At 64.4% G+C, this 20,264-nt stretch carries 23 protein-coding genes; 7 read left to right on the top strand and 16 right to left on the bottom strand.

What is annotated here, in order from left to right; genetic code table 11:
* The first annotated feature begins 20 nt into the window (after positions 1–20).
* The 7 genes from GGR43_RS10410 to GGR43_RS10380 all read left to right on the top strand — a co-directional run bounded on the left by GGR43_RS10410 (position 21) and on the right by GGR43_RS10380 (position 5,437).
* Positions 21–854: a fumarylacetoacetate hydrolase family protein gene (locus GGR43_RS10410; protein WP_092960422.1), complete on the top strand. Its 834-nt coding sequence runs from the start codon at positions 21–23 to the stop codon at positions 852–854.
* Between the two features lie 47 nt (positions 855–901).
* Positions 902–2,209 (top strand): aromatic ring-hydroxylating dioxygenase subunit alpha, encoded by a 1,308-nt coding sequence (locus tag GGR43_RS10405; protein ID WP_032073055.1) that lies wholly within the window; start codon positions 902–904, stop codon positions 2,207–2,209.
* Complete coding sequence (locus tag GGR43_RS10400) at positions 2,209–2,739, top strand: 3-phenylpropionate/cinnamic acid dioxygenase subunit beta (protein WP_032073056.1); 531 nt, start codon at positions 2,209–2,211, stop codon at positions 2,737–2,739. Before GGR43_RS10405 ends, GGR43_RS10400 begins: the two co-directional genes overlap by 1 nt.
* Before the next feature lie 21 nt (positions 2,740–2,760).
* Positions 2,761–3,081: a 2Fe-2S iron-sulfur cluster-binding protein gene (locus tag GGR43_RS10395; protein ID WP_032073057.1), complete on the top strand. Its 321-nt coding sequence runs from the start codon at positions 2,761–2,763 to the stop codon at positions 3,079–3,081.
* Positions 3,082–3,092: 11 nt separating this feature from the next.
* Positions 3,093–3,404: a putative quinol monooxygenase gene (locus tag GGR43_RS10390; protein WP_092960500.1), complete on the top strand. Its 312-nt coding sequence runs from the start codon at positions 3,093–3,095 to the stop codon at positions 3,402–3,404.
* A gap of 41 nt (positions 3,405–3,445) precedes the next feature.
* Positions 3,446–4,372, top strand: a complete 927-nt coding sequence (kce, locus tag GGR43_RS10385; RefSeq protein WP_188071882.1) for a 3,5-dioxohexanoate:acetyl-CoA acetone transferase — start codon at positions 3,446–3,448, stop codon at positions 4,370–4,372.
* Between the two features lie 153 nt (positions 4,373–4,525).
* Entirely contained in the window at positions 4,526–5,437 is a 912-nt protein-coding gene (locus GGR43_RS10380) for a LysR family transcriptional regulator (protein ID WP_125726218.1), read from the top strand.
* Here the strand turns inward: GGR43_RS10380 and GGR43_RS10375 are convergent.
* The 16 genes from GGR43_RS10375 to GGR43_RS10300 form a co-directional block, all read right to left on the bottom strand.
* Positions 5,410–5,658: a DUF2274 domain-containing protein gene (locus GGR43_RS10375; protein WP_125726220.1), complete on the bottom strand. Its 249-nt coding sequence runs from the start codon at positions 5,656–5,658 to the stop codon at positions 5,410–5,412. The two genes, GGR43_RS10380 and GGR43_RS10375, sit on opposite strands and share 28 nt — an antisense overlap.
* Entirely contained in the window at positions 5,655–6,884 is a 1,230-nt protein-coding gene (locus GGR43_RS10370; protein WP_125726222.1) for a TraB/TrbI/VirB10 family type IV secretion system protein, read from the bottom strand. Before GGR43_RS10370 ends, GGR43_RS10375 begins: the two co-directional genes overlap by 4 nt.
* Complete coding sequence (trbG, locus tag GGR43_RS10365) at positions 6,881–7,906, bottom strand: P-type conjugative transfer protein TrbG (protein ID WP_125726224.1); 1,026 nt, start codon at positions 7,904–7,906, stop codon at positions 6,881–6,883. The genes GGR43_RS10370 and trbG overlap by 4 nt, the downstream gene beginning before the upstream one ends.
* The gene (gene trbF / locus GGR43_RS10360; RefSeq protein WP_188071881.1) at positions 7,903–8,586 is read right to left on the bottom strand and encodes a conjugal transfer protein TrbF; all 684 of its coding nucleotides are present in this window, start codon (positions 8,584–8,586) and stop codon (positions 7,903–7,905) included. The genes trbG and trbF overlap by 4 nt, the downstream gene beginning before the upstream one ends.
* Positions 8,587–8,592: 6 nt before the next feature.
* Complete coding sequence (gene trbL, locus GGR43_RS10355; RefSeq protein ID WP_125726045.1) at positions 8,593–9,897, bottom strand: P-type conjugative transfer protein TrbL; 1,305 nt, start codon at positions 9,895–9,897, stop codon at positions 8,593–8,595.
* Positions 9,894–10,199, bottom strand: a complete 306-nt coding sequence (trbK-alt, locus tag GGR43_RS10350) for a putative entry exclusion protein TrbK-alt (RefSeq protein ID WP_125726047.1) — start codon at positions 10,197–10,199, stop codon at positions 9,894–9,896. Before trbK-alt ends, trbL begins: the two co-directional genes overlap by 4 nt.
* A gap of 13 nt (positions 10,200–10,212) precedes the next feature.
* A complete protein-coding gene (gene trbJ, locus GGR43_RS10345; RefSeq protein ID WP_125726050.1) occupies positions 10,213–10,932 on the bottom strand; it encodes a P-type conjugative transfer protein TrbJ in 720 nt (239 codons plus the stop codon).
* Positions 10,929–13,376 (bottom strand): conjugal transfer protein TrbE, encoded by a 2,448-nt coding sequence (gene trbE, locus GGR43_RS10340; RefSeq protein WP_125726052.1) that lies wholly within the window; start codon positions 13,374–13,376, stop codon positions 10,929–10,931. Before trbE ends, trbJ begins: the two co-directional genes overlap by 4 nt.
* Positions 13,373–13,654, bottom strand: coding sequence for a VirB3 family type IV secretion system protein (locus tag GGR43_RS10335; RefSeq protein ID WP_125726054.1), 282 nt, complete (start codon positions 13,652–13,654; stop codon positions 13,373–13,375). Before GGR43_RS10335 ends, trbE begins: the two co-directional genes overlap by 4 nt.
* A complete protein-coding gene (locus GGR43_RS10330) occupies positions 13,651–13,962 on the bottom strand; it encodes a TrbC/VirB2 family type IV secretion system protein (RefSeq protein ID WP_125727399.1) in 312 nt (103 codons plus the stop codon). Before GGR43_RS10330 ends, GGR43_RS10335 begins: the two co-directional genes overlap by 4 nt.
* A gap of 35 nt (positions 13,963–13,997) precedes the next feature.
* Complete coding sequence (trbB, locus tag GGR43_RS10325; protein WP_125726056.1) at positions 13,998–14,984, bottom strand: P-type conjugative transfer ATPase TrbB; 987 nt, start codon at positions 14,982–14,984, stop codon at positions 13,998–14,000.
* 177 nt (positions 14,985–15,161) lie between these two features.
* Positions 15,162–15,530: a type II toxin-antitoxin system RelE/ParE family toxin gene (locus GGR43_RS10320; RefSeq protein WP_125726058.1), complete on the bottom strand. Its 369-nt coding sequence runs from the start codon at positions 15,528–15,530 to the stop codon at positions 15,162–15,164.
* Positions 15,530–15,820: a type II toxin-antitoxin system ParD family antitoxin gene (locus tag GGR43_RS10315; RefSeq protein WP_125726060.1), complete on the bottom strand. Its 291-nt coding sequence runs from the start codon at positions 15,818–15,820 to the stop codon at positions 15,530–15,532. Before GGR43_RS10315 ends, GGR43_RS10320 begins: the two co-directional genes overlap by 1 nt.
* Positions 15,821–15,883: 63 nt before the next feature.
* Complete coding sequence (locus GGR43_RS10310; RefSeq protein ID WP_125726062.1) at positions 15,884–16,306, bottom strand: ribbon-helix-helix domain-containing protein; 423 nt, start codon at positions 16,304–16,306, stop codon at positions 15,884–15,886.
* Between the two features lie 9 nt (positions 16,307–16,315).
* On the bottom strand, positions 16,316–18,295 hold the full coding sequence (locus GGR43_RS10305; protein ID WP_125726064.1) for a conjugal transfer protein TraG: 1,980 nt from the start codon (positions 18,293–18,295) through the stop codon (positions 16,316–16,318).
* Between the two features lie 20 nt (positions 18,296–18,315).
* Positions 18,316–20,073, bottom strand: coding sequence for a relaxase/mobilization nuclease domain-containing protein (locus tag GGR43_RS10300; protein WP_125726066.1), 1,758 nt, complete (start codon positions 20,071–20,073; stop codon positions 18,316–18,318).
* Positions 20,074–20,264: the final 191 nt, after the last annotated feature.

The raw sequence follows: 20,264 nt of genomic DNA, 5'->3' as shown, positions 1-20,264 counted from the left end.
AATTAAAATGGAGAACCTGAATGCGCTTTGCAAATGTCAACGGTCGCAGTGCGCTGATTACCGATGGTGGAGCATTGGACGTTGAAAAGGCCAGCAATGGCCGCTTTTCGTCCGATCCTGCAAAAATATTCTTGGCGTGGGAAGAATTCCGCCAATGGGCTGGAGCAGCAACTGGCGATCCGATATCATTCGATATCGCCGATTTGCGATCCCCCTCGCCAGAGCCAACACAGATATTTGCCATAGGGCTTAATTACCTCGACCACGCTATGGAAGCCGGCGTCAAGGAAGAGCCGTTAACTCCTGCTGTGTTCACCAAGTTTCGCAGCTGTCTCTCGGGGCCGGAACCCTATCTGAAGCTGCCCTCGGCCAATGTCGACTGGGAGGTCGAACTTGTGGCGGTTATCGGGAAGCCGGCTCATGCCGTCTCGATAGAAAATGGGCTGGACCATGTCGCCGGCCTTGCGGTCGGGCAGGATTATTCCGAACGTCTTGTCCAGCTCGAAGGTGCGATGCCTCAGTTTTCTTTCGGGAAATCCTTTCCCGGTTTTGGTCCCATTGGTCCGTGGCTGGTTTCGCTGGATGAATTTTCTAATCCCAACGATCTCGCCATCAGTTGCACGCTCAATGGCGAAACCATGCAAAGTTCGCGCACTTCCAAGCTGATCTTCTCACTGCCTGAATTGATCAACAGGCTTTCGCATGTTTGCGCGCTCCAGCCGGGCGATATTATCTTTACTGGTACTCCCAGTGGAGTTGGCGGTGCTCGTGATCCCAAAATATTTCTCAGGCCCGGCGATGAAATCATCAGCAGAATAGAAGGCATCGGCGAAATTCGGCAGATTTGTCGATAATATAATAGAAAGTCTGCCGTACGGCTATTTTTGTATAGGAGATGGACATGGCAAATCGAACGCAAGATTTGAATATCATTGATTTGTTTGATCGCGAAAACGGTATAGTCAAAGCCAGCATATATTCCGATCCGGATGTTTATAAGCTGGAGATGGAACGGATATTCTCCCGTTCATGGCTCTTTTTGGGCCATGAGGGTCAGATCCCCAAATTTGGGGACTTCTTGGTCACTACGATGGCGGAGGACTCCGTCATCGTGAGCCGGCAGGGCGACGGCACGATCACCGCCATTCTGAATCAATGCCGCCACCGCGGCAACCGTCTGTGTCTCGCGGATATGGGCAATAGCAAGTCGTTTCGCTGCACTTACCATGGCTGGGTCTATAACAGCGCTGGTGGTCTTGTCGGCATGCCCCATGAGACGGACGGCTACCACAACAAGCTCAACAAGGCGGAATGGGGCGCTATCCGCGTTCCGCGCGTTGAAATCCACAAGGGCCTGATTTTTGGCAACTGGGATGCGGAGGCCCCCGCCCTGTCTGCTGCGCTTGGTGACGTTGCCTGGTATCTGGACGCGTTCCTCGATGGCGCCGAAGGCGGTATCGAATTGAGCGGACCCCATCGGCATCATGTCAAATGCAACTGGAAATGGCAGGCCGAGCAACACGGCACGGATTTTTACCACGCCGCCATTTCGCATAACTCCGCGCTCACCGCGCTGAACCCGCCCGGCGCGCCACCGACATCGTTCGAATATACCCAGACGCCGGACGAAACCGGTTATCAGTTTGGTATGCCCGAACTGGGCCACGGTGCTGCGGGCTGGTTTCCCGCTCGAAACGACGGGCTGGTCCGGTTCGCACCAGCGCCGGCGCCCGCCTATCTTGGCGGGCCGGCGAGGGAAGAGATGCGAGCCCGGTTAGGCGATATCCGCACGGACGAAATGGGTTCGCTGGTGATGACCGTGTTCCCCAACCTGTCCCTGAATCGGGCGGCGCGATATCTGCGAGTGTGGCAACCGCGAGGCCCTAACCGGACCGAGGTGGTGCATTACATCATCCTCGACAAGAAAATGCCGGAGGAGGTCAAAGACGCTATAGTGAGGGGGACCAGTTTTTCCTTCAATGCCTCCGGACTTTTCGAACAGGACGATAGCGAAAATGTCGCCCTCTGTCACCGAGGAGCCAGCGAAGGTCACATTTCGAGGCAAACCCCGCTGAATGTTCAAATGGGGTTGGGCTTCGGTGGGCCGCATCCCGATTTTCCGGGCCAGATCAATCATGTTTACGCCGAAGAAGGAGCCCGCGCTTTCTATTCTCATTGGCAGGATCTGTTGATGGGAGGGGCGAAATAATGGACACTCGGACCAATGACGCCTTGCGGCTGCAATGGAGCATCGAGCAGTTTCTTTATGAAGAGACGGGATTGCTTGAGGAACGCCGCTTTGCCGAATGGCTTGCGCTGACAACCGACGACATCGTTTATGCCATGCCAGTTCGGACAACCCGCACTTTAAGGGATTTCGACAAACGGTTCCTGCCGATCGAGCGGGCCGGGCATTTTCGCGAGGATAAACAGACCTTGTCGATCAGGGTCAAAAAGCTGGCCGATCCGAAATCCTGGTCAGAAAATCCGCCAAGCGTGCCGCGAATATTCGTCACGAATGTCAGGGTGCGTGAGACGGAAATCGATGATGAATTTCTGGTGATTTCCAGTTTCATGTTCACCCGTACCCGCATGGAACAGAGTTATGCGCCGATCACGGGACGAAGGGAGGATATCCTCCGTCGTGCGGAGACACCTTACGGCTTCATGCTCGCACGCCGCATGATCTACATCGACCACGCCGCTTTGCCTGGCTCGGGCATTAACACTCTCATTTGATCAAGAAACGGCCAAAGATAGATGGTTACAATCACATATATCACGTCGGACGGACGTGAATTTACGGTCAATGCCGAGATCGGCGATACGGTAATGCGCGCGGCCCAAGCGCATGGTGTTCCGGGGATCGAGGCCGAGTGCGGGGGCGGCCTCACCTGCGCGACGTGCCGGGTGGGCATTCCCCCGGAATGGCAGGGGCGCCTTTCTCCAGCCAGCGCGGACGAACAGACCATGCTGGAATATTGCGAGGATCCGGCCCCAGCCACTCGCCTCAGTTGCCAGATCGAGATCGACCAGTCGCTGGATGGCCTGCGCGTCACCATCCCTGAGACGCAACACTAGAGAGGATCAAAATGTCGGGTCATCAGATATTAGTCATCGGGCGGTACGAAATTGCCGAAAAGGACATCGTTGACTTTCAGGCGGCCGCTGTGGCGACCGCCCGCGCCGCACGGCAGATCGACGGGAATATCCACTACAGTTTCTCCATCGATCTGGAGAATCCTGGCCTTTTCCACGTCGTTGAACTGTGGCGGGATCAGTCTGCTCTGGATGCCAGACTGGCGAGCGAAGAATTTCGGGAGACTGGTCGAAAGGTGGCCCAGATGACGGTGCTTAGCCGGTCTGTCACGCATTATGCCGGTGCGACCGCCACCATCCTTTGAACTTATACTGAAAAGACACGTCAACGGCGTGGGGAGAACATATGGATAAAGTGATAATCAGCTGTGCGGTCACCGGATCGGCTCATACGCCGACGATGAGCCCCTATCTGCCGATCACTCCCGCCCAAATCGCCGAACAGGCCATCGCCGCGGCAGAGGCGGGAGCGGCTGTGCTGCATCTCCACGCTCGTGATCCGAAGGACGGACGCCCGACACTCGATCCCGATGTGTATATGCAGTTCCTGCCCCGTATTAAGCAGTCGACGAAGGCGATCGTGAACATCACCACGGGCGGGAGTACCAGCATGACTCTGGATGAGCGGCTGGCGGGAGCGGAGCGCGCTTCGCCCGAACTGTGCTCGCTGAACATGGGTTCGATGAATTTCGGGCTTTATCCTATGGCCGCGCGCTACGACCGGTTCAACCACGACTGGGAAAAGCCCTTTTTGGAAGCGACCAAGGATCTCATCTTCCGCAATACGTTCGGCGATATCGAAACCATCATAGAGCGGCTCGGCAAGAGTCATGGGACGCGCTTTGAGTTCGAATGCTATGACATCAGCCATCTCTATACGCTTGCGCATTTCCTGGACCGGAAACTGGTGACGCCTCCGCTTTTCGTGCAGACGATCTTTGGCATCCATGGCGGGCAAGGCATCGACACCGAAAATCTGCTTCATGCCCGGCGCATCGCCGACAAGCTGTTTGGTGACGACTATCGCTGGTCTGTCATGGCCAGCGGCAGAAGCCAGATCGCCTTTGGCACGATGGCGGCAATCAATGGCGGTAATGTCCGCGTGGGGCTGGAGGATTCGCTCTATGCCGGACCGAGGAAATTGGCCCAGTCGAATGCCGAGCAAGTCCAGATCATCGCGTCGATCCTGCGATCACTTTCTCTTGAGATAGCGACACCTGACGAAGCACGCACCTATCTTGCACTCAAAGGTGGCGATCAGGTCGGATTCTAGGCGTAGTATCTGCATAGCCGGTGATGGTGGATTTTTTTCACCGAGACCATTGTGACAGCAGCGAGAGGTTTGAAAGCTAATGCCACATTGGGTGCAAGCGTTTTGAACGCCTTCCCCGCCGAACTATTCGGCAATTGAAACCAGGCATCTGAAGTGCCGTTCGATATCCGTCAACTCCGCTATGCCATCGCGGCAGCTGACCATGGCAGTTTCTACCGTGCGGCCCGTGCGCTGGATGTCGAGCAATCTACGCTCAGCCGGAACATCCTCAAACTGGAGCGTGTGGTCGGGGTCAGAATATTCGAGCGATCCCGCGCGGGCATCTCCATGACTATCGCGGGCACGCAATTCATCCGCAGCGCGCGCCCGATGGTGACGAACGCGGACAAGCTGGTGGCGACCATGCGGGCAGCGGGCCAGGGTCGCGCAGGCGGGCTCATGGTCGGGCATTACAGCTCGGTCTCGGCCGGCAATCTCCGCGCGACCATGCTGGGCTGGCGCAACGCGCATCCCGATGTCGAGCTGGACGGTGTGGAAGCCGACCGGGGCGCACTGCTCGCCGGGCTTGATGCCGGCGAGATCGACATCGCGATCCTGGTGGGCGCTGCCGACTACGACGGATTCCGACACGAACCGTTCTGGAGCGAGCGCGTGTTGGTCGCGCTACCGGCCAGTCATCCTCTGGCCGAGCGCGATCTGCTTCACTGGACCGATCTGCGGCGTGAGCGGTTCCTGCTGACGGCCGCCGATCCCGGCCCGGAAATCCGCGACATGCTGCTGGGTCGCCTGTCAGTCGCAGGCATCCAGCCGGACATCAAGGTGCACCGGACCAGTCGCGAGACGATCCTGAGCATCCTCGGCAGCGGGTCCGGCCTGTCCATCGTCTGCGAGGGCATGACGGGCGCGCGCTATCCCGATGTAGTCTATCGGCCCGTTCATGGCGAACAGGGACCGATGCTCATCGGCTATTCGGGATACTGGCGGAAGGGTAACGGAAATCCTACGCTGCGGCGCTTCCTCGCCTTCGTGCGCGACCGCTACGCGCTCGCCTTCGATATTCCGTGATTCTGTCCTTGGCGCTGCGCCCTGGTGAACGCCCGGTCGGTCGCCATGAACCGGGCGAGCATCGGCGCGACCAGCTTTTCGGGTGCGGCTGGCGACCCTCCGGTCTCGGACGCGAGCGCGGCGGCATAGGCGACAAGATCGCGGTGAATGGCAGCGGGCAGTTCGACGGTGAGCTTGACCGGCCGATCGTCGGCCAGTGGCCCCAGCTTCAGTTTCGTCATCGCGTGGCTCCGATGGATTCAAGCACAAGGTCGCGGGTCAGAACGACCCGCAAGGGGTGCCCCGCCCGGATGGTGAGCGTCGGCGGCACATTGAGCTGCCGGCGCACGGTCTGCTGGCCGGTCTGGCTGATGCTGTCCTGCGTCCCCCGGCGCAGCGCGCGAACGAGATCATCGTCGCTATCGGCCGCCAGCTCGGTTCCCACGCCAAGCAGCGTCGAGATCGCAGCGGCCTTGAGCATGTTTCCCCAATGCTGGTTCACGCGGTCCTGTAACCCCGCGAACCCGGCCGCATCCGTGCCGGGCTGGCGCTCGAGAACGATCGAGCGGCCGTCCGGCAAGATCAGCCGATCCCAGGCGAGCAGCACGCGTGTCTGCCCGGCGGCGATCTCGCTGTCATATTCGCCGATCAGCCGCGCGCCCTGCGGAATCAGCAGGATGCGCCCGGTGGGGCTATCGTAGACATTGGCCGTCACCTGGGCGGTGATCTGGCCAGGAAGATCGGAACGGATGCCGGTGATGAGCGCGGCCGGGATGATGCTGCCGGCCTGCACGATGTTGGGCGATGGCGGGGCGGTCAGCCGCTCGGCGCTCACTGTGCGCTGGCTGGACGCCTGCGCCATGAAGGCGCGCTTCGTGGTCTGGTCGCCTTGCGACGCTGTGCTGTCTGCCTGCGCCGGGATAGCAGAATTCGGCGCGGCGCCCATCATCGGCGGAGCGGCAGTCCCACCACTCGTGCTGCCACCGAGGAACAGGCTGGCGGTGCGCGCTGCATCGCGCTCCTGTTGGGCACGCTGGCGTGCGGCTTCCGCTGCCTGCGCGCGGAGATCAGGCTGTGCGCCGACCGGCGGGACCGGCACATTCTCCCCGCGCTGCCGGGCCGAGACGATCGGGCCGCCGAGATCACCGGGAAGCGGCGAGCCGAGTTTGGGCACCTGGCTATAGTCCTTCGGCCCCGAGGTGATGGTCTCGGCCGTTGCCTTGCTCCCGGTGCTGTAGAGTTCCTGGGTAGACTTTTCGCCCGGAGGCCGCAGCGCGTAGATCAGTGAACCGCCAATGCCGAGACCAGCGACAATCCCCATGACCGCGAGCGCCTTTCTCGACAGGCGCATGACGCGAGGTGGATTGCCCCGGAGCTGGAATGGCCGGGGATCGGCGGGCTGCGGCGCGGCGGGTGCAGTCTGCGAGGCGGTCGCCCCGGTTGCGGGTGCGGTGGCGGGATCGGTCATGGCCGCCCCCTGCGGGCAGTGACGGCTTCGTCGCGCACGATCCGCACGCGCCGCTCGCTGCGCTTGTCGCCCAGGCGCAACTCGGCGCTGGCAAACAGACGGTCCACCACCATGTAGCGGCCCTGAACGCGGTAATTGACCAGTTCGGCGCTGTCAGCCGCGCCGGTCACGAACAGCGGTGGCATCTCGCCTTGAGAGATCTGCTGAGCAAACTCGATGAAGACCTGCCGGCCATCGTCGAACGCGCGGGCAGGACGCCAGAGAACGCGGTCGCCTTCGATCCGGTAGCGGAAGTTTAGCGCCGCAACGTCGATGCCTGTGGCGATCGGCGCGGCGGCGGCTGCTGCCGCATTGGTGCCGCGCAGCGCGATGAGCCGGTCCTGCGGATAGGTCCACGAGACCGATGCCATATATGTCGCGGGCGTGGCGCGCAGCTCCAGATGATAGGTGCGCCGGTCGGTGTTGATGACGAGGTTCGTGCCGATGTCCGGCCGGGTGGGTTTCACAAGGATATGGACGCGCGCCGTGGCTCCGCTGCCGCTCACCGTATCGCCGATGATCCAGCGAACGGTATCACCGGCCGCGACCGGCCCCGGTCCCACCAGCTGCTCGCCTTCCTGCAAGGCGATGTCCGTCACCTGCCCGGGAGCTGTATAGACCTGATAGAGCGCACCGTCCGTCCAGGGATATTGCTGAATGGCATTCACATAGCCGTCGCGGCTGGGCTGGACGCGAGCGGCGGCATTGGCCGCGCCGACACGCTGGCGCGGATCGGCCGGTTCGGATCGCCGCGCACCGGCTGCTATCGGCTTCAACTGGCGGGGGAGCGGCAGCGGTTCGGGAATCGTCACCACCTCGACCATCTGCGGCGGCTGCGCCGCCGGGATCGCGGCGATCCCGGCGGGCGGATCGTCATAGGTGACAGGCAGTGATTTCGCTGCCGTGCTGGCACAGCCGCCAAGCGCGGACGCGGAGATGAACAAGGCCGGCAAGGCGGCCTTTCGAAAATGGCGATGTCTCATTGGGCCAGCTCCTTCGACCAGTTGATGGCGTTGACGAAGACGCCGAGCGGGTTCTTGCGCAGCGCATCGGGCGTGCGCGGCGTCTGCACGACGACGGTGAGGATCGCCGACCAGCGTGTGGTCTCGGCAAGACTGCCATCCTGATAGCGGCGCTCGGTCCAGGCGACGCGGAAGCTGTCGCCCGACGCGCGGATCACGCTCGACACGTCCACCGCGACCTGCACCTTGCCGACCTGTGCAAAGGGATCGTTGTTCCTGGCATGATCGTTGAGCGCCATTGCGCCGCGATCGGTCGTGAAGTCGTAGGCGCGAAGCCAGTTCTGCCGGACGATGATGGCGTCGGCCGGAATCGAGCGGACCTGCTCGATAAAGCGGGCGAGATGGAACGCGATCTGCGGATCGGTCGGCCGATAGCCGGCCTCGGCGGGCGCGACGGCCTGCGCCTCGCCCAGTCGATCGACCTGCACCACCCAGGGGACGATAGACCCTCGCGCCGATTGCCAGACGATGCCAGCGGTCAACCCGCCTGAGAGCGCCAGCGCGCCGAAGAAGGCAAGACGCCAGCTTCGCGCCTGCACGCGGGCCGCACCGATGCGGTCATCCCAGACCTGGGCGGCCCGCTGATAGGGGGTGACGGGTTCGGGTGTCTGCCCGTAGCGGATGGTTGGACGTCGGAACATTTCGGATCAGTCCTTCTGGCTGAGATCGACGGACGCACCGCCGCCACCGCCATCGCCGCCCCGCAGCGTATGGGCGGCGACAGTGGCGCCGTGGGTCATGGTCTGGCGGTGCTTCATCGCGGCCGCCCAGGCGGGCGGGTTGTCGGGCGATGATACAGGCGATGGGGCGCTCCCGGTGATCGTGCCGCCGGTAGCGGTGACGGCGGCGCGTCCGCCCGAGCGATAGCTGTCCTTCAGCGACGCGGCGGCCTTGCGCAGCGGTGACATGGCAGCGCCGACCGCTGCCTTGCCGATGCCGCCAGCGCCTCCGGCGACGGCGGCCGAGCCGGACTTGCCGGCCGAGCCCAGCGCATAGGCACTGCTCGCCGCACCCGAAGTGAAGGCAGCGCCCCTCGCGGTTCCAGCAACGGCTCCCACCGCCGCGCCAGCACCGAGACGGGCGGCAGCGGCGCCTCCCACCAGCGCCCCGCCCGCGGCGATCGCGGTTCCGGCTGCGGCACCAGCACCCAGCGCGGGGCCGCCCGAGACGATGCCGTTGGCGATGCCGGGGGCGAAGATCGCAAGACCGAGCAGCGACAATGCGCCGAGCGCAATCGACAGCACCTGCCGCGCGTCGGGTTCGGCCCCGACCGTGACAGTGAACTGGCTGAACAGCGTCGTGCCGATCCCGGTGATGACCGCGAGCACCAGCACCTTGATCCCGCTGGAGACGATATGGCCGAGCACCTTCTCGGCCATGAACGTAGTGCGGTTCCAGAAGGCAAAGGGTAGCAGGACGAACCCGGCCAGCGTCACCAGTTTAAACTCGATCAGCGTGATGAAGACCTGGATGGCGATGATGAAGAAGGCCAGGACGACGATCAGATAGGCCAGCAGCAGCACGACGATGATCGCAAGGTTGGAGAACACGGACCACATGCTGTTGAACGCCTCGGTCGCGTCGACCAGCGGCTGAGCGGCATCCAGCCCTTTCGCCGCAATCGTGCCCGGCTTCATGAACTCCGCGAGGCTGAGGGCGTCACCACTCGCCTTGAGCCCCAATCCCGCAAAGCTTTCGAACAGGATCGTCGCCAATGTCTGGAAGTTGCCGATGATGAAGGCGAACGCGCCGATGTAGAGCGTCTTCTTCACCAGCCGCTGGATGACATCCTCGTCGGCGCCCCAGGCCCAGAACAGCCCGGCGATGGTCACGTCGATCGCGATGAGCGTCGAGGACAGGAAGCCGATCTCGGCGCCGAGCAGGCCGAAGCCCGAATCGATGTAGGTGGTGAAAGTGTCGAGAAAGGTATCGACGATGCCGGTATCGCTCACGGCGCGGTTCTCCCGACTGTTTCGGCTCCATCCCCGATTTCCGGTGCGCCCTCGACGGCTGCCTTCCCGAAGAAGCGGCCGCGGTTCGCCGCCCATGCCTGTTCGCACCCGGAATCCGGCATGGTGAGCGTGGCGCAGCGTTTCAGTTCGCGCGCCAGCAGCTTCTGCTGCTCTCCTTCTTCAAGGATGGGCAGGATCGCCTCGGGCGGCGGGTCGTGCGGTTCGCGCAAGCTCGTGAGCGCCACAGCCAGCATGATCCCGGCGAGCGTCGCTATCCCTGCGATCTTCGCATTGCGCGACATCGGACGTCTCCTGTCAGTCGCGGCCGAAGAAGCGGCGGAAGCGTTCGCGTCCTTCCGCCTCGATCGCGGCCTGCCGCGCGGCGTCGAGCGCATGCGCGCGGCCCTGCGCGGCAATTGCGGCGGTGAGGTCGGCGAGTTGCTGCGATTGCAGGGCGAGAAGCTGATTGCCCGCCTGTGCGGCCTGAAGCGCGCCGGTCGCGGACTGGCTGGCCGAGACGAGCCGGTCCATCGTGCCGCGGGCGCCATCGATATTGCCGACCACGCCGGCCTGCACCTTCAGCGCATCCTCGAATGCGCCGACGCTGTCCTCCCAGCGGGCATTGGCGTTGGCGATCATCTGCGCGTGGGTGCCGGTCAGTGCGGCACCCTTGTAGCGACCGTTGAACGCCTGCTGCACGTTCTGGACATCATAGGCGATGCGCTGCGCCTCGCCGAGAAGCTGCTGGGTGCGCTGCACCTGTTGCTGCAATTGCTGGAGGGAACTGAACGGCAGCGAGGTCAGATTGCGCGCCTCGTTGATGAGGCTCGTCGCCTGCTGCTGGATTTGCTGAATCTGGTTGTTGATCTGTTGCAGCGACCGTGCGGCCGTCAGCACGTTCTGCGCATAGTTGGTCGGATCATAGACGATCCCGCCGAACTGCGCGTGTGCGGGCATAGCCGCGGTGATGCCGATAACGCTCGACGTAGCGATGGCGCTGGCCAGTATGGCGCGGCGCAGGACGGTGGATTTCATAGGGGCATCTCCTGCTGAGGTTGACTGTGGGCTTCGGGAAGAAGCTCGACGGCCCAGGCGCAGCCGCGATGGCGCAGCCATTCGGCAGCGAACGCGGTTGCCCCGTGGGTTTCGGCGATGTCGGCGATGGCGAGCTGGTCGGTCTTCGATGACGCTGCGGCGAACGCCAGCGCGACTTCGCCCAGTCCCAGCTCGAACAGCCGGTTGCCGCGCCGCGACTGGCAGTAATAATCGCGTTTGGGCGTCGCCCGGCTCAGGATTTCGATCTGGCGTTCGTTGAGTCCGAACCGTTCGTAGATCGCTGCGATCTGCGGCTCGACGGCGCGCTCATTGGGCAGGAATATCCGTGTCGGGCAGCTTTCGATGATGGCCGGCGCGATGCTGCTGGTCTCGATGTCGGCGAGGCTCTGGGTGGTGAACACGACGCTGGCGTTCTTTTTGCGCAAGGTCTTGAGCCATTCTCGGAGCTGGGCGGCAAAGTCCGGGCTGTCGAGCACCAGCCAGCCCTCGTCGATGATGATGAGCGTCGGCGAACCGTCCAGCCGGCCCTCGATCCGGTGGAACAGATAGGACAGCACGGCGGCGGCCGATCCGGCGCCAACCAGCCCCTCGGTCTCGAACACCTGGATATCGGCTTCGCCGATCCGTTCGGCTTCGGCATCGAGCAACCGGCCCCACGGCCCGCCAATGCAATAAGGCGCGAGCGCCTGTTTGAGCTGCTGCGACTGGAGCAGCACGGCGAGGCCGGTCAGCGTGCGTTCGGAAACTGGCGCGCTGGCAAGCGAACCCAGCGCCGACCAGATATGCTCCTTGGCCTGCGGATCGACTGCAATGCCTTCGCTCGCCAGGATCGCGGCGAGCCATTCGGCCGCCCAGGCCCGTTCGGCGGGATTGTCGATCCGGGCCAGCGGCTGCAACTGGACACCGCCGTCATTGTCGTCGGACAGGCCACCGCCAAGATCCTGCCAGTCGCCGCCCATGCCAAGCGCGGCGGCGCGGATCGAACTGCCGAAGTCGAAGGCGAAGACCTGCGCGCTCGCGTAGCGGCGAAACTGCATCGCCATCAGGGCGAGCAGCACCGACTTGCCGGCGCCGGTCGGCCCGACGATCAGCGTATGGCCAACATCGCCGACGTGAAGGGAAAACCGGAACGGGGTGCTTCCCTCGGTCTTGCCATAGAGCAAGGGGGGCGACCCGAAGTGCTCGTCCCGTTCCGGCCCCGCCCACACCGCTGACAGGGGAATCAGGCGGGCGAGATTGATGGTGGAAATCGGAGGTTGGCGGACGTTGGCGTAGGCATGGCCGGGGAGGCTCCCCAGCCATGCCTCGATCGCGTTCATGCCTTCGGGAATCACGGTGAAGTCGCGGCCCTGGATGACTTTCTCGACCAGCCGCAGCTTCTCTGCGGCAACGGCCGGATCACGATCCCATACCGTCACCGTCGCCGTCACATAGGCCATGCCGGCATAGTCCGCGCCGAGTTCCTGCAGGGCGATGTCGGCGTCAGCCGCCTTGTTCGAGGCATCGCTGTCGAGCAGCGTGCTCGCCTCGTTGGTCATTACTTCTTTCAGGATCGCCGCGACCGATTTGCGCTTGGCGAACCACTGGCGACGGATACGGGTCAGCAGCCTGGTCGCGTCGGTCTTGTCGAGCATGATCGCGCGGGTGGACCAGCGATACTCGAAGGCCAGCCGGTTCAACTCGTCGAGCAGGCCGGGAAAGGTGACGCTGGGGAAACCGACGACGGTCAGCGTGCGAAGGTGATGATCGCCCAGCTTTGGTTCCAGCCCGCCGGTCAGCGGCTCGTCGGCGAGCAGCGCGTCGAGGTGCATCGGGGTTTCCGGCACGCGCACGCGCTGGCGACGGGTCGAGATCGTGCTGTGCAGATAGGTGAGCGTCTCGGCATCATCGAGCCAGCAGACCTCGGGCACGAAGCCCTCGACCAGATTGAGAACGCGGTCGCTGCGATCGGTGAAACCGGCCAGCAATTCCCACGGATCGACTCCGCTTTGCGAGCGGCCCTCGTAGAGCCAGGTTTCAGCACGCGCCGCGTCCTCGGCCGGTGGCATCCAGAGCAGGGTCAGATAATAGGCGCTCTCGAAATGCGCGCCTTCCTCGCGAAACTGTTCGCGCCGCTCCATATCGACCAGCGCCGAGACGGGATCGGGAAAACCGCACTCCGGGTAGTCGAGCGCGGGGGTGCGCTGCGCCTCGACGAAGATCGCCCAGCCCGAACCCAGGCGGCGCAGCGCATTGTTCAGCCGCGCCGTGATGGCGACCAGCTCGGACGGCGTGGCGCTGTCGAGATCGGGACCGCGAAAACGGGCCGTCCTCTGAAAACTGCCGTCCTTGTTCAGAACGATGCCTTCGCCGACCAGCGCGGCCCAGGGCAGGAAGTCGGCGAGGTGCGCCGCCCGATTGCGGTATTCGCGTAGGGATATCATGGCTGCATCCATGTCGGGTAGCGGAGGTGGCGCCGGGCCACGTCCACGAATTGCGGATCGCGCCGCGCGGCCCAGACCGACAGCGCATGGCCGATCGCCCAGATGGCGAGACCCGCGATCCAGAGGCGCAGGCCGAGACCGATCGCCCCGGCAAGCGTGCCGTTGACGATAGCGAGTACGCGCGGGGCGCCGCCGAGCAATATCGGCTCGGTCAGCGCGCGATGGACCGGCGCATAGAAGCCCGCGATCGGCTCCCCATGGTCGACGACGCCAGTCATGCGATCAGCGCCCCGCCGCCGAACGAGAAGAAGGTAAGGAAGAAGGAACTGGCCGCGAAGGCGATCGACAGACCGAAGACGATCTGGATCAGCCGCCTGAAACCTCCGTTCGTATCGCCGAACGCCAGGGTCAGGCCGGTCGCGATAATGATGATTACCGCGACGATCTTCGCCACCGGCCCCTCGATGCTTTCGAGGATCGACTGGAGCGGCGCCTCCCACGGCATCGACGATCCGGCTGCGTGGGCCGGCAATGCGTAGAGCAGTCCGGCGGCAGTGACGCCGATATGGCCCATGCGGTCGAGCATGGTGCCGCCCAGGAGGCGGCGTCTGGTGTCCTTCTTCATGGGAGGTCTCCGGGTTCGGTGGTGGAAATGGGGATGATGCGATAGTCGCCGGTCGTGGAATCGAGGCCCTCGACGCGGGCGAGTTCGGAAAGCCGGCGGCCATGGCCGTCACGGACCAGCACGGCGATCAGGTCGATGGTTTCGGCGAGCAGCGCGCGGGGGATCGTGACGACGGCCTCCTGGATGAGCTGCTCCATGCGTCGCAGCGCGCCGAGTGCGGTTCCGGCATGAATCGTTCCGATGCCGCCTGGATGGCCAGTGCCCCAGGCTTTGAGCAGGTCGAGCGCCTCGGCGCCGCGCACCTCGCCGATCGGGATGCGATCGGGCCGCAGGCGCAGCGATGAACGGACCAGATCGGACAGCGAGACGACGCCATCCTTCGTCCGCATGGCGACAAGATTGGGCGCGGCGCATTGCAGCTCGCGCGTGTCTTCGATCAGCACGATACGGTCGGTGGTCCTGGCCACCTCGGCCAGCAGCGCATTGACCAGCGTGGTCTTGCCGCTGCCGGTGCCGCCGGCGATCAGGATGTTGGCGCGGGCCGTGATGCCCTGGCGGAGCGTTTCTGCCTGGGCGGCCGACATGATCCCGGCCGCCGCATAGTCGCCGAGCGTGAATACAGCGACGGCGGGCTTGCGGATGGCGAAGGCGGGCGCTGCGACGACGGGCGGCAACAGCCCTTCGAACCGCTCGCCTCCTTCGGGCAGTTCGGCCGACACGCGCGGAGCATTCGCATGAACCTCGGCGCCGACATGGTGCGCGACCAGGCGCACGATGCGCTCGCCATCGACGGCGGCCATCGTCATGCCGCTGTCGGAAATCCCTTCGCCCAGCCGGTCGATCCAGAGCCGGCCGTCCGGGTTGAGCATCACCTCGACGACGGTCGGGTCTTCCAGCCAGCCCGCGATGGCGCCCCCCAGCGCCGTGCGCAGCATCCGCGCACCACGGGTCTCACTTACGGATCGGATCGGTTGGACGGACAAGAACTGGCCCCTGAACCAGGCCGGGCGAATTGCCGCCCGGCATCAGGGGCACATCAAGAGACGCAGGAAATGATCGGTTGCAACAGCTACGTCGCGGCGTAGTGGAAGCGGCGGCAGATACTTGCGGGCGGCGGATTCCGTCTTGCGCGCCTGTCCTGAAAACTCACCCGCGGAGATTCAATTCCAGTCGTGAGTCGTCAGCCGGTGCCGCTCCAGCTCCATCGCGTCATGAAGGATGCGGCCGATCTCGACCATGCCCGACGCATGGGTTCGGAAGACGATGAAGTGCCTTGGCCGCCGAACGGTGCCCGTGCCGGTGCGCGCCTTCTCGCGGCTATGCCGCAGGTGCCAGGTTCGCGCATCCACGCCCAGTTCCGGCCTTTCGGGAGCGCCGGGACGGGACGGGTTTTCGGCGATGTCGCGGATCGCCGCCACGATCAGCGCCTCGTAGCGAAGGCGCGCAGCCTCGCCGAAGCGTTCCTGCGTCCGGGTCAGAATTTCGATGATGTCCGCCTGTGCGGCAGCGGACAGCCGATAAAGCGACATCAGTTGGCGGGGCGCACGCGATCCGCCGCCTGCCGGCCAAGGCCGCCGATGAAGTCGGAAAGCCCGTCTTCGGCGACGTCGACATAGCGGCCGGCGTCGATGTCATTCCAGCCCAGTTCGGCCGCCTTCTTCAGGGCTTCAAGCCGGGCCGCATCCTCGGCCGCGTGCCGCTCGATCAGCCGCAAGCCTTCGCGCAGCACCTCGCTGGCATTCTGATAGCGTCCCGAACGCACCAGGTTATCGACCAACTCGGCCTGACGATCGGTCAGAACGACGTTGCGGGTCGGCATCGCGCGAATCTCCTTGTTTCCGGTCTGCATCATAACAACTATGGCATATTATGCCAATGGCCGTCACGACGGGTCTGGCGCCTGCGCCGAGACGTCCTCGGGGATCTCGTCGAGCAGACTCTTGCCGCTGGCGTAGCGCCGGCCGAGCGTCTCGACGAAACCCTCATAGCGTTTGCGGCCCTTTATCTGGGCGGCTGCCTGATCCTCATCGGGGAGCGGCGGTGTCACAGACAGCCAGAAGTGCACGAACAGCGCCAGCGCCTCGGTGGTCAGGCCGGTGTTGCGCTCAAGCCGCTGGACCTGGCGCGAGAGGCGGTCGAGCCGGCGCGCGAAGGCCGCCTCCAGCCGGTCTGCACCGTCCGGCGACATATAGGAAGCGACCGCCGCCTCCACGATCGCGGAGCGCGAGATGCGGCGCCGGATCGCCAGCTCGCTCACCTGGCGGGCCAGCTCGGGCGGGAAATAGACATTGAGACGAACGCGCATAGCTACCTCCTACAATTCGATGCCGTCGCCGGGATCGAGCGACGCCTGCCGCGCGATGCCCTGCATCCGGCGCCGCACCGCCGCCTGTCGCGCGGCGTCCTCGGGTTCATCCTCGACGATGGAAAACTCCTGCGCGGGCGGCGCCGTGGTCTCCTTCACGATGGCGACATGCTCGGGCAGCTCGGGCTCGCGGCGCAGCCCGCCATTGGCGGCATCCTCCTGGGCGCGGACGACCGCGGCGAGCGCGCCGGGATCGGCGGCTGCCACCCGTCCGGTCCAGTCATCCGGGCGCGGCGGGCCTCCCCCGACATTCATGTCCGGCGGCGTCAGCACCCGCTCCGTAAAGCGTCGGTCCCTGTAGTAGCGGACCTTTTTCGCCCGGATCGGATGCACGCCCGCGACCATGACGATCTCGTCGTCGGGCGGGAGCTGCATGATTTCACCGGGGGTGAGAAGCTGACGAGCGGTCTCGGAACGCGAGACCATCAAATGCCCCAGCCAGGGCGACAGGCGATGCCCGGCATAATTTCGCATCGCCCGCATTTCGGTGGCGGTGCCGAGCGCGTCCGACACCCTTTTTGCCGTTCTTTCGTCATTGGTCGCAAAGCTCACCCTGACATGGCAGTTGTCGAGAATGGCGTTGTTGGGGCCATAGGCGCGCTCGATCTGATTGAGGCTCTGCGCGATCAGAAACGATTTCAGGCCATACCCCGCCATGAACGCCAACGCGCTCTCGAAAAAATCCAGGCGGCCCAGCGCCGGAAACTCGTCCAGCATCAGCAGCACGCGATGGCGCTTGCCCGAAGGATTGAGTTCTTCGGTGAGCCTGCGGCCGATCTGATTGAGCACGAGGCGAATGAGCGGCTTGGTGCGCGAGATGTCGCTGGGTGGCACGACGAGGTAGAGCGTCGCCGGCTGCTCGCCCTCGACAAGATCGGCTATGCGCCACTCGCAGGTCCGCGTGACCTGCGCCACGACGGGATCACGATACAACCCCAAAAAGGACATGGCGGTGCTGAGCACGCCCGACCGCTCGTTCTCGGATTTGTTCAGCAGCTCGCGGGCGGCCGAGGCGACGACGGGATGAACACCCGCTTCACCCAGATGGGGCGTCGCCATCATCGCGGCGAGGGTCTGCTCGATCGTGCGTGCGGGGTCCGACAGGAAAGCGGCAACCCCGGCCAGCGTCTTGTCGGGCTCGGCGTAAAGCACATGCAGGATCGCGCCGACCAGCAGCGCGTGCGAGGTCTTTTCCCAATGGTTGCGGCGTTCCAGCGAGCCCTCGGGATCGACCAGCACGTCCGCGACATTCTGCACGTCGCGGACCTCCCACTGGCCACGCCGCACCTCCAGCAGCGGGTTGTAGGCGGCCGACGCCCCGTTGGTGGGATCGAACAGCAGCACGCGGCCATGCCGGGCGCGAAAACCGGCGGTCAGTGTCCAGTTCTCGCCCTTGATATCGTGAACGATGGCCGATCCGGGCCAGGTCAACAGCGAAGGCACGACCAGGCCGACGCCTTTGCCGCTCCTTGTCGGAGCGAAGCACAAGACATGCTCCGGCCCGTCATGACGCAGATAGTGCTTGCCCAGTTTGCCCAGCACCACGCCGTCATTGCCGAGCAGGCCGGCGGTGCGGACTTCCTTGTGCGCCGCCCAACGCGCCGAGCCGTAGGTCTCGACGTTCTTCATCTCGCGCGCCCGCCAGACCGACATGCCGATCGCCACGGCGATCGCTGCAAAGCCGCCTGACACGGCGATGAACGCGCCGGTCTGGAATATCTCCGGCGCATAGGCGTCGAACGAGAACCACCACCAGAAGAAAGCCGGCGGTGGATAGATGGGCGTCTGCCCAAGCATGAACCATGGCTGCCCAAGCTCGGGCTGATAGCCGAGCGCGGCGGCCGTCCATTGGGTCGCGCTCCAGATTGCGGCGAGCACGATCAGAAAAACGGTGATGACCTGGCCCCAGAGGATTTTGGTGGCGGACATAGGGAAATCTCCTTGGAAGGTTAAAGGCCGAGCCCGCGCTGGCGACCGAGCGTCCAGTCGATGCCGCCACCGCGCATGACGCCTGCGACCTGCCGACCGAGCTGGCGTTCAAGGCCGTGCGACCAGGGCACGAGGCTGAACCCGAGCCCGTCGTCGATCATGGCGAAGCGACCGGAGGTGAGCGCGAGGCGCTGGCGGCAGATGCCGGCGATTTTCTCACCCGCAGTGGTGGGCCGGTATTCAAGGCCCGTCTCTGCGGCGATCCGCGCGCCAGCCGCGTCCATTTCACGGCGACGCAGCGTGTCGAGAAGATTGCGCTGCAAGACGACACGATCACCATAGCGCCGCGCCAGTCCCTCGCGGACGAGATGGTCGGTGCGCTGGTCCATCGCGCGGCGCACCTCGGCGCCGAATCCACCGTCCGCGACGCCAGCGCCGCGCTCGATCAGCCGATGGTCGAGCCAGGTCGCGCCGGGCGCCTTCACCTGGACGGCAAGGTCGTGATCGGAGCGGGTGGCGAGGAACAGCGTGGGCTTCTGCTCGCCCGCCCTGGCCGTAGCGCGCAGTTCGACGACGCCACCCCGGTCGGGGCTGTGCTCCAGCGCCTCGATGCCGGGAAGCCGGACATGGTGGGTGCGACCGTCCGTGCCGTCGATCACGGCATAAGCCGTGCCGGTCAACTCATCGTGCAACCCCTTGTCGATCAGCCGTCCGATAATCGGCTTTTCCGGCGCGCTGCTCACGAGCGCATAGCTGTCGAGCGGCCGGTCCTGGCCGCGATCCCTCAATGCCTGGCCGATGGTTCGGATGATATCGCCGCGCGTGCCCAGGTCGCGCAGCTTGGCTTGTGCGCCCTCGGCCATCACCCATTGACCGGGCTCGGCCTCGGCCGCGAGCCCCATCGTCTCAAGATACTGCAAGCGCCCGGTCATCAATCGCCGCAAGCGCGGATCGTCCTGGCCGGGCCGTTCGGGACGAAGGTCGATGACGCCCAGCTCGTCGGCCGAGCGGCTGATCTCGGCGTCGAGCCGGGTCCAGCGTTCGGCCGTCACCTCGCGGTCGAGCGCGCGCTGGATTTCATGCTCGGGCTTCGGCCCGAGTTCGGCCAGGGCCAGTTCCTCGGCGCGCGAGCGCAAGCCGTGACTGATATAGTCGCGGCTGATTACGAGATCCTGCCCCTGGTCGTTGACCCCGCGCACGAGCAGATGGACGTGCGGGTTGTCGGTGTTCCAATGATCGACGGCGACCCAATCCAGCTTTGTGCCGAGATCGGCTTCCATCTGCCGAACGAGATCGCGGGTGTATTCGCGCAGATCGGTGAGGTCCGCCGCGTCCTCGGGCGAGACGACGATCCTGAAATGATGCCGGTCGTCTTTGCAGCGATCGGCGAAGGCTCGATCGTCGGCGCCATCGCCGTTGGCGTCGAACATCCGCGCGGGCGATCCGTCGCGGGTGACGCCCTCACGTTTGAGATAGGTGATGTGCGCGGATAGCGGCGCCTTCGGCTGCCCGTTCCGGTGGAAGCGGGTAACGGGCAGCATCTTGACCACCGCGCGCCGGCCCGATCCGAACAGGCGGCTGCGTGCGAAGGCCGTGCGGCCACGGCCGAAGTTCGATTGCCCTCGTCGGCGCGCTCCACCCCAGCCGAGTCTCCGGCCTCCGCCGCTGCGTGCGGCGACGCGCAGCACCTCGGCGACCAGGCCGCGCGCATTGCGTCCCTGTGCGCTGCTGCGCTTGGCCTTGCCCGGCCGGACGCGGAAATCGCTGTCCTCGGTCATGACCGGCGCGCTTTCCGCCGAAAATGGCCTATGGTGCCATTCGGCGCTTTGAAATTGCTGGCCTTTTCCTTCCGAGCGGCACGCTCGCCGACCGATGCACCCGCATGAAGCCACGGAAAAGCCCCGGCTTTTCGGCAAAATGGGGTGCGGCTTGTATCTTGCCGTCCCTTTCTTCGGCTTTTTCCTGCCCT

It is taken from the genome of Sphingobium jiangsuense, assembly GCF_014196495.1.
GTDB lineage: Bacteria > Pseudomonadota > Alphaproteobacteria > Sphingomonadales > Sphingomonadaceae > Sphingobium > Sphingobium jiangsuense.
This window is presented reverse-complemented; position numbering and strand designations above follow the sequence as displayed.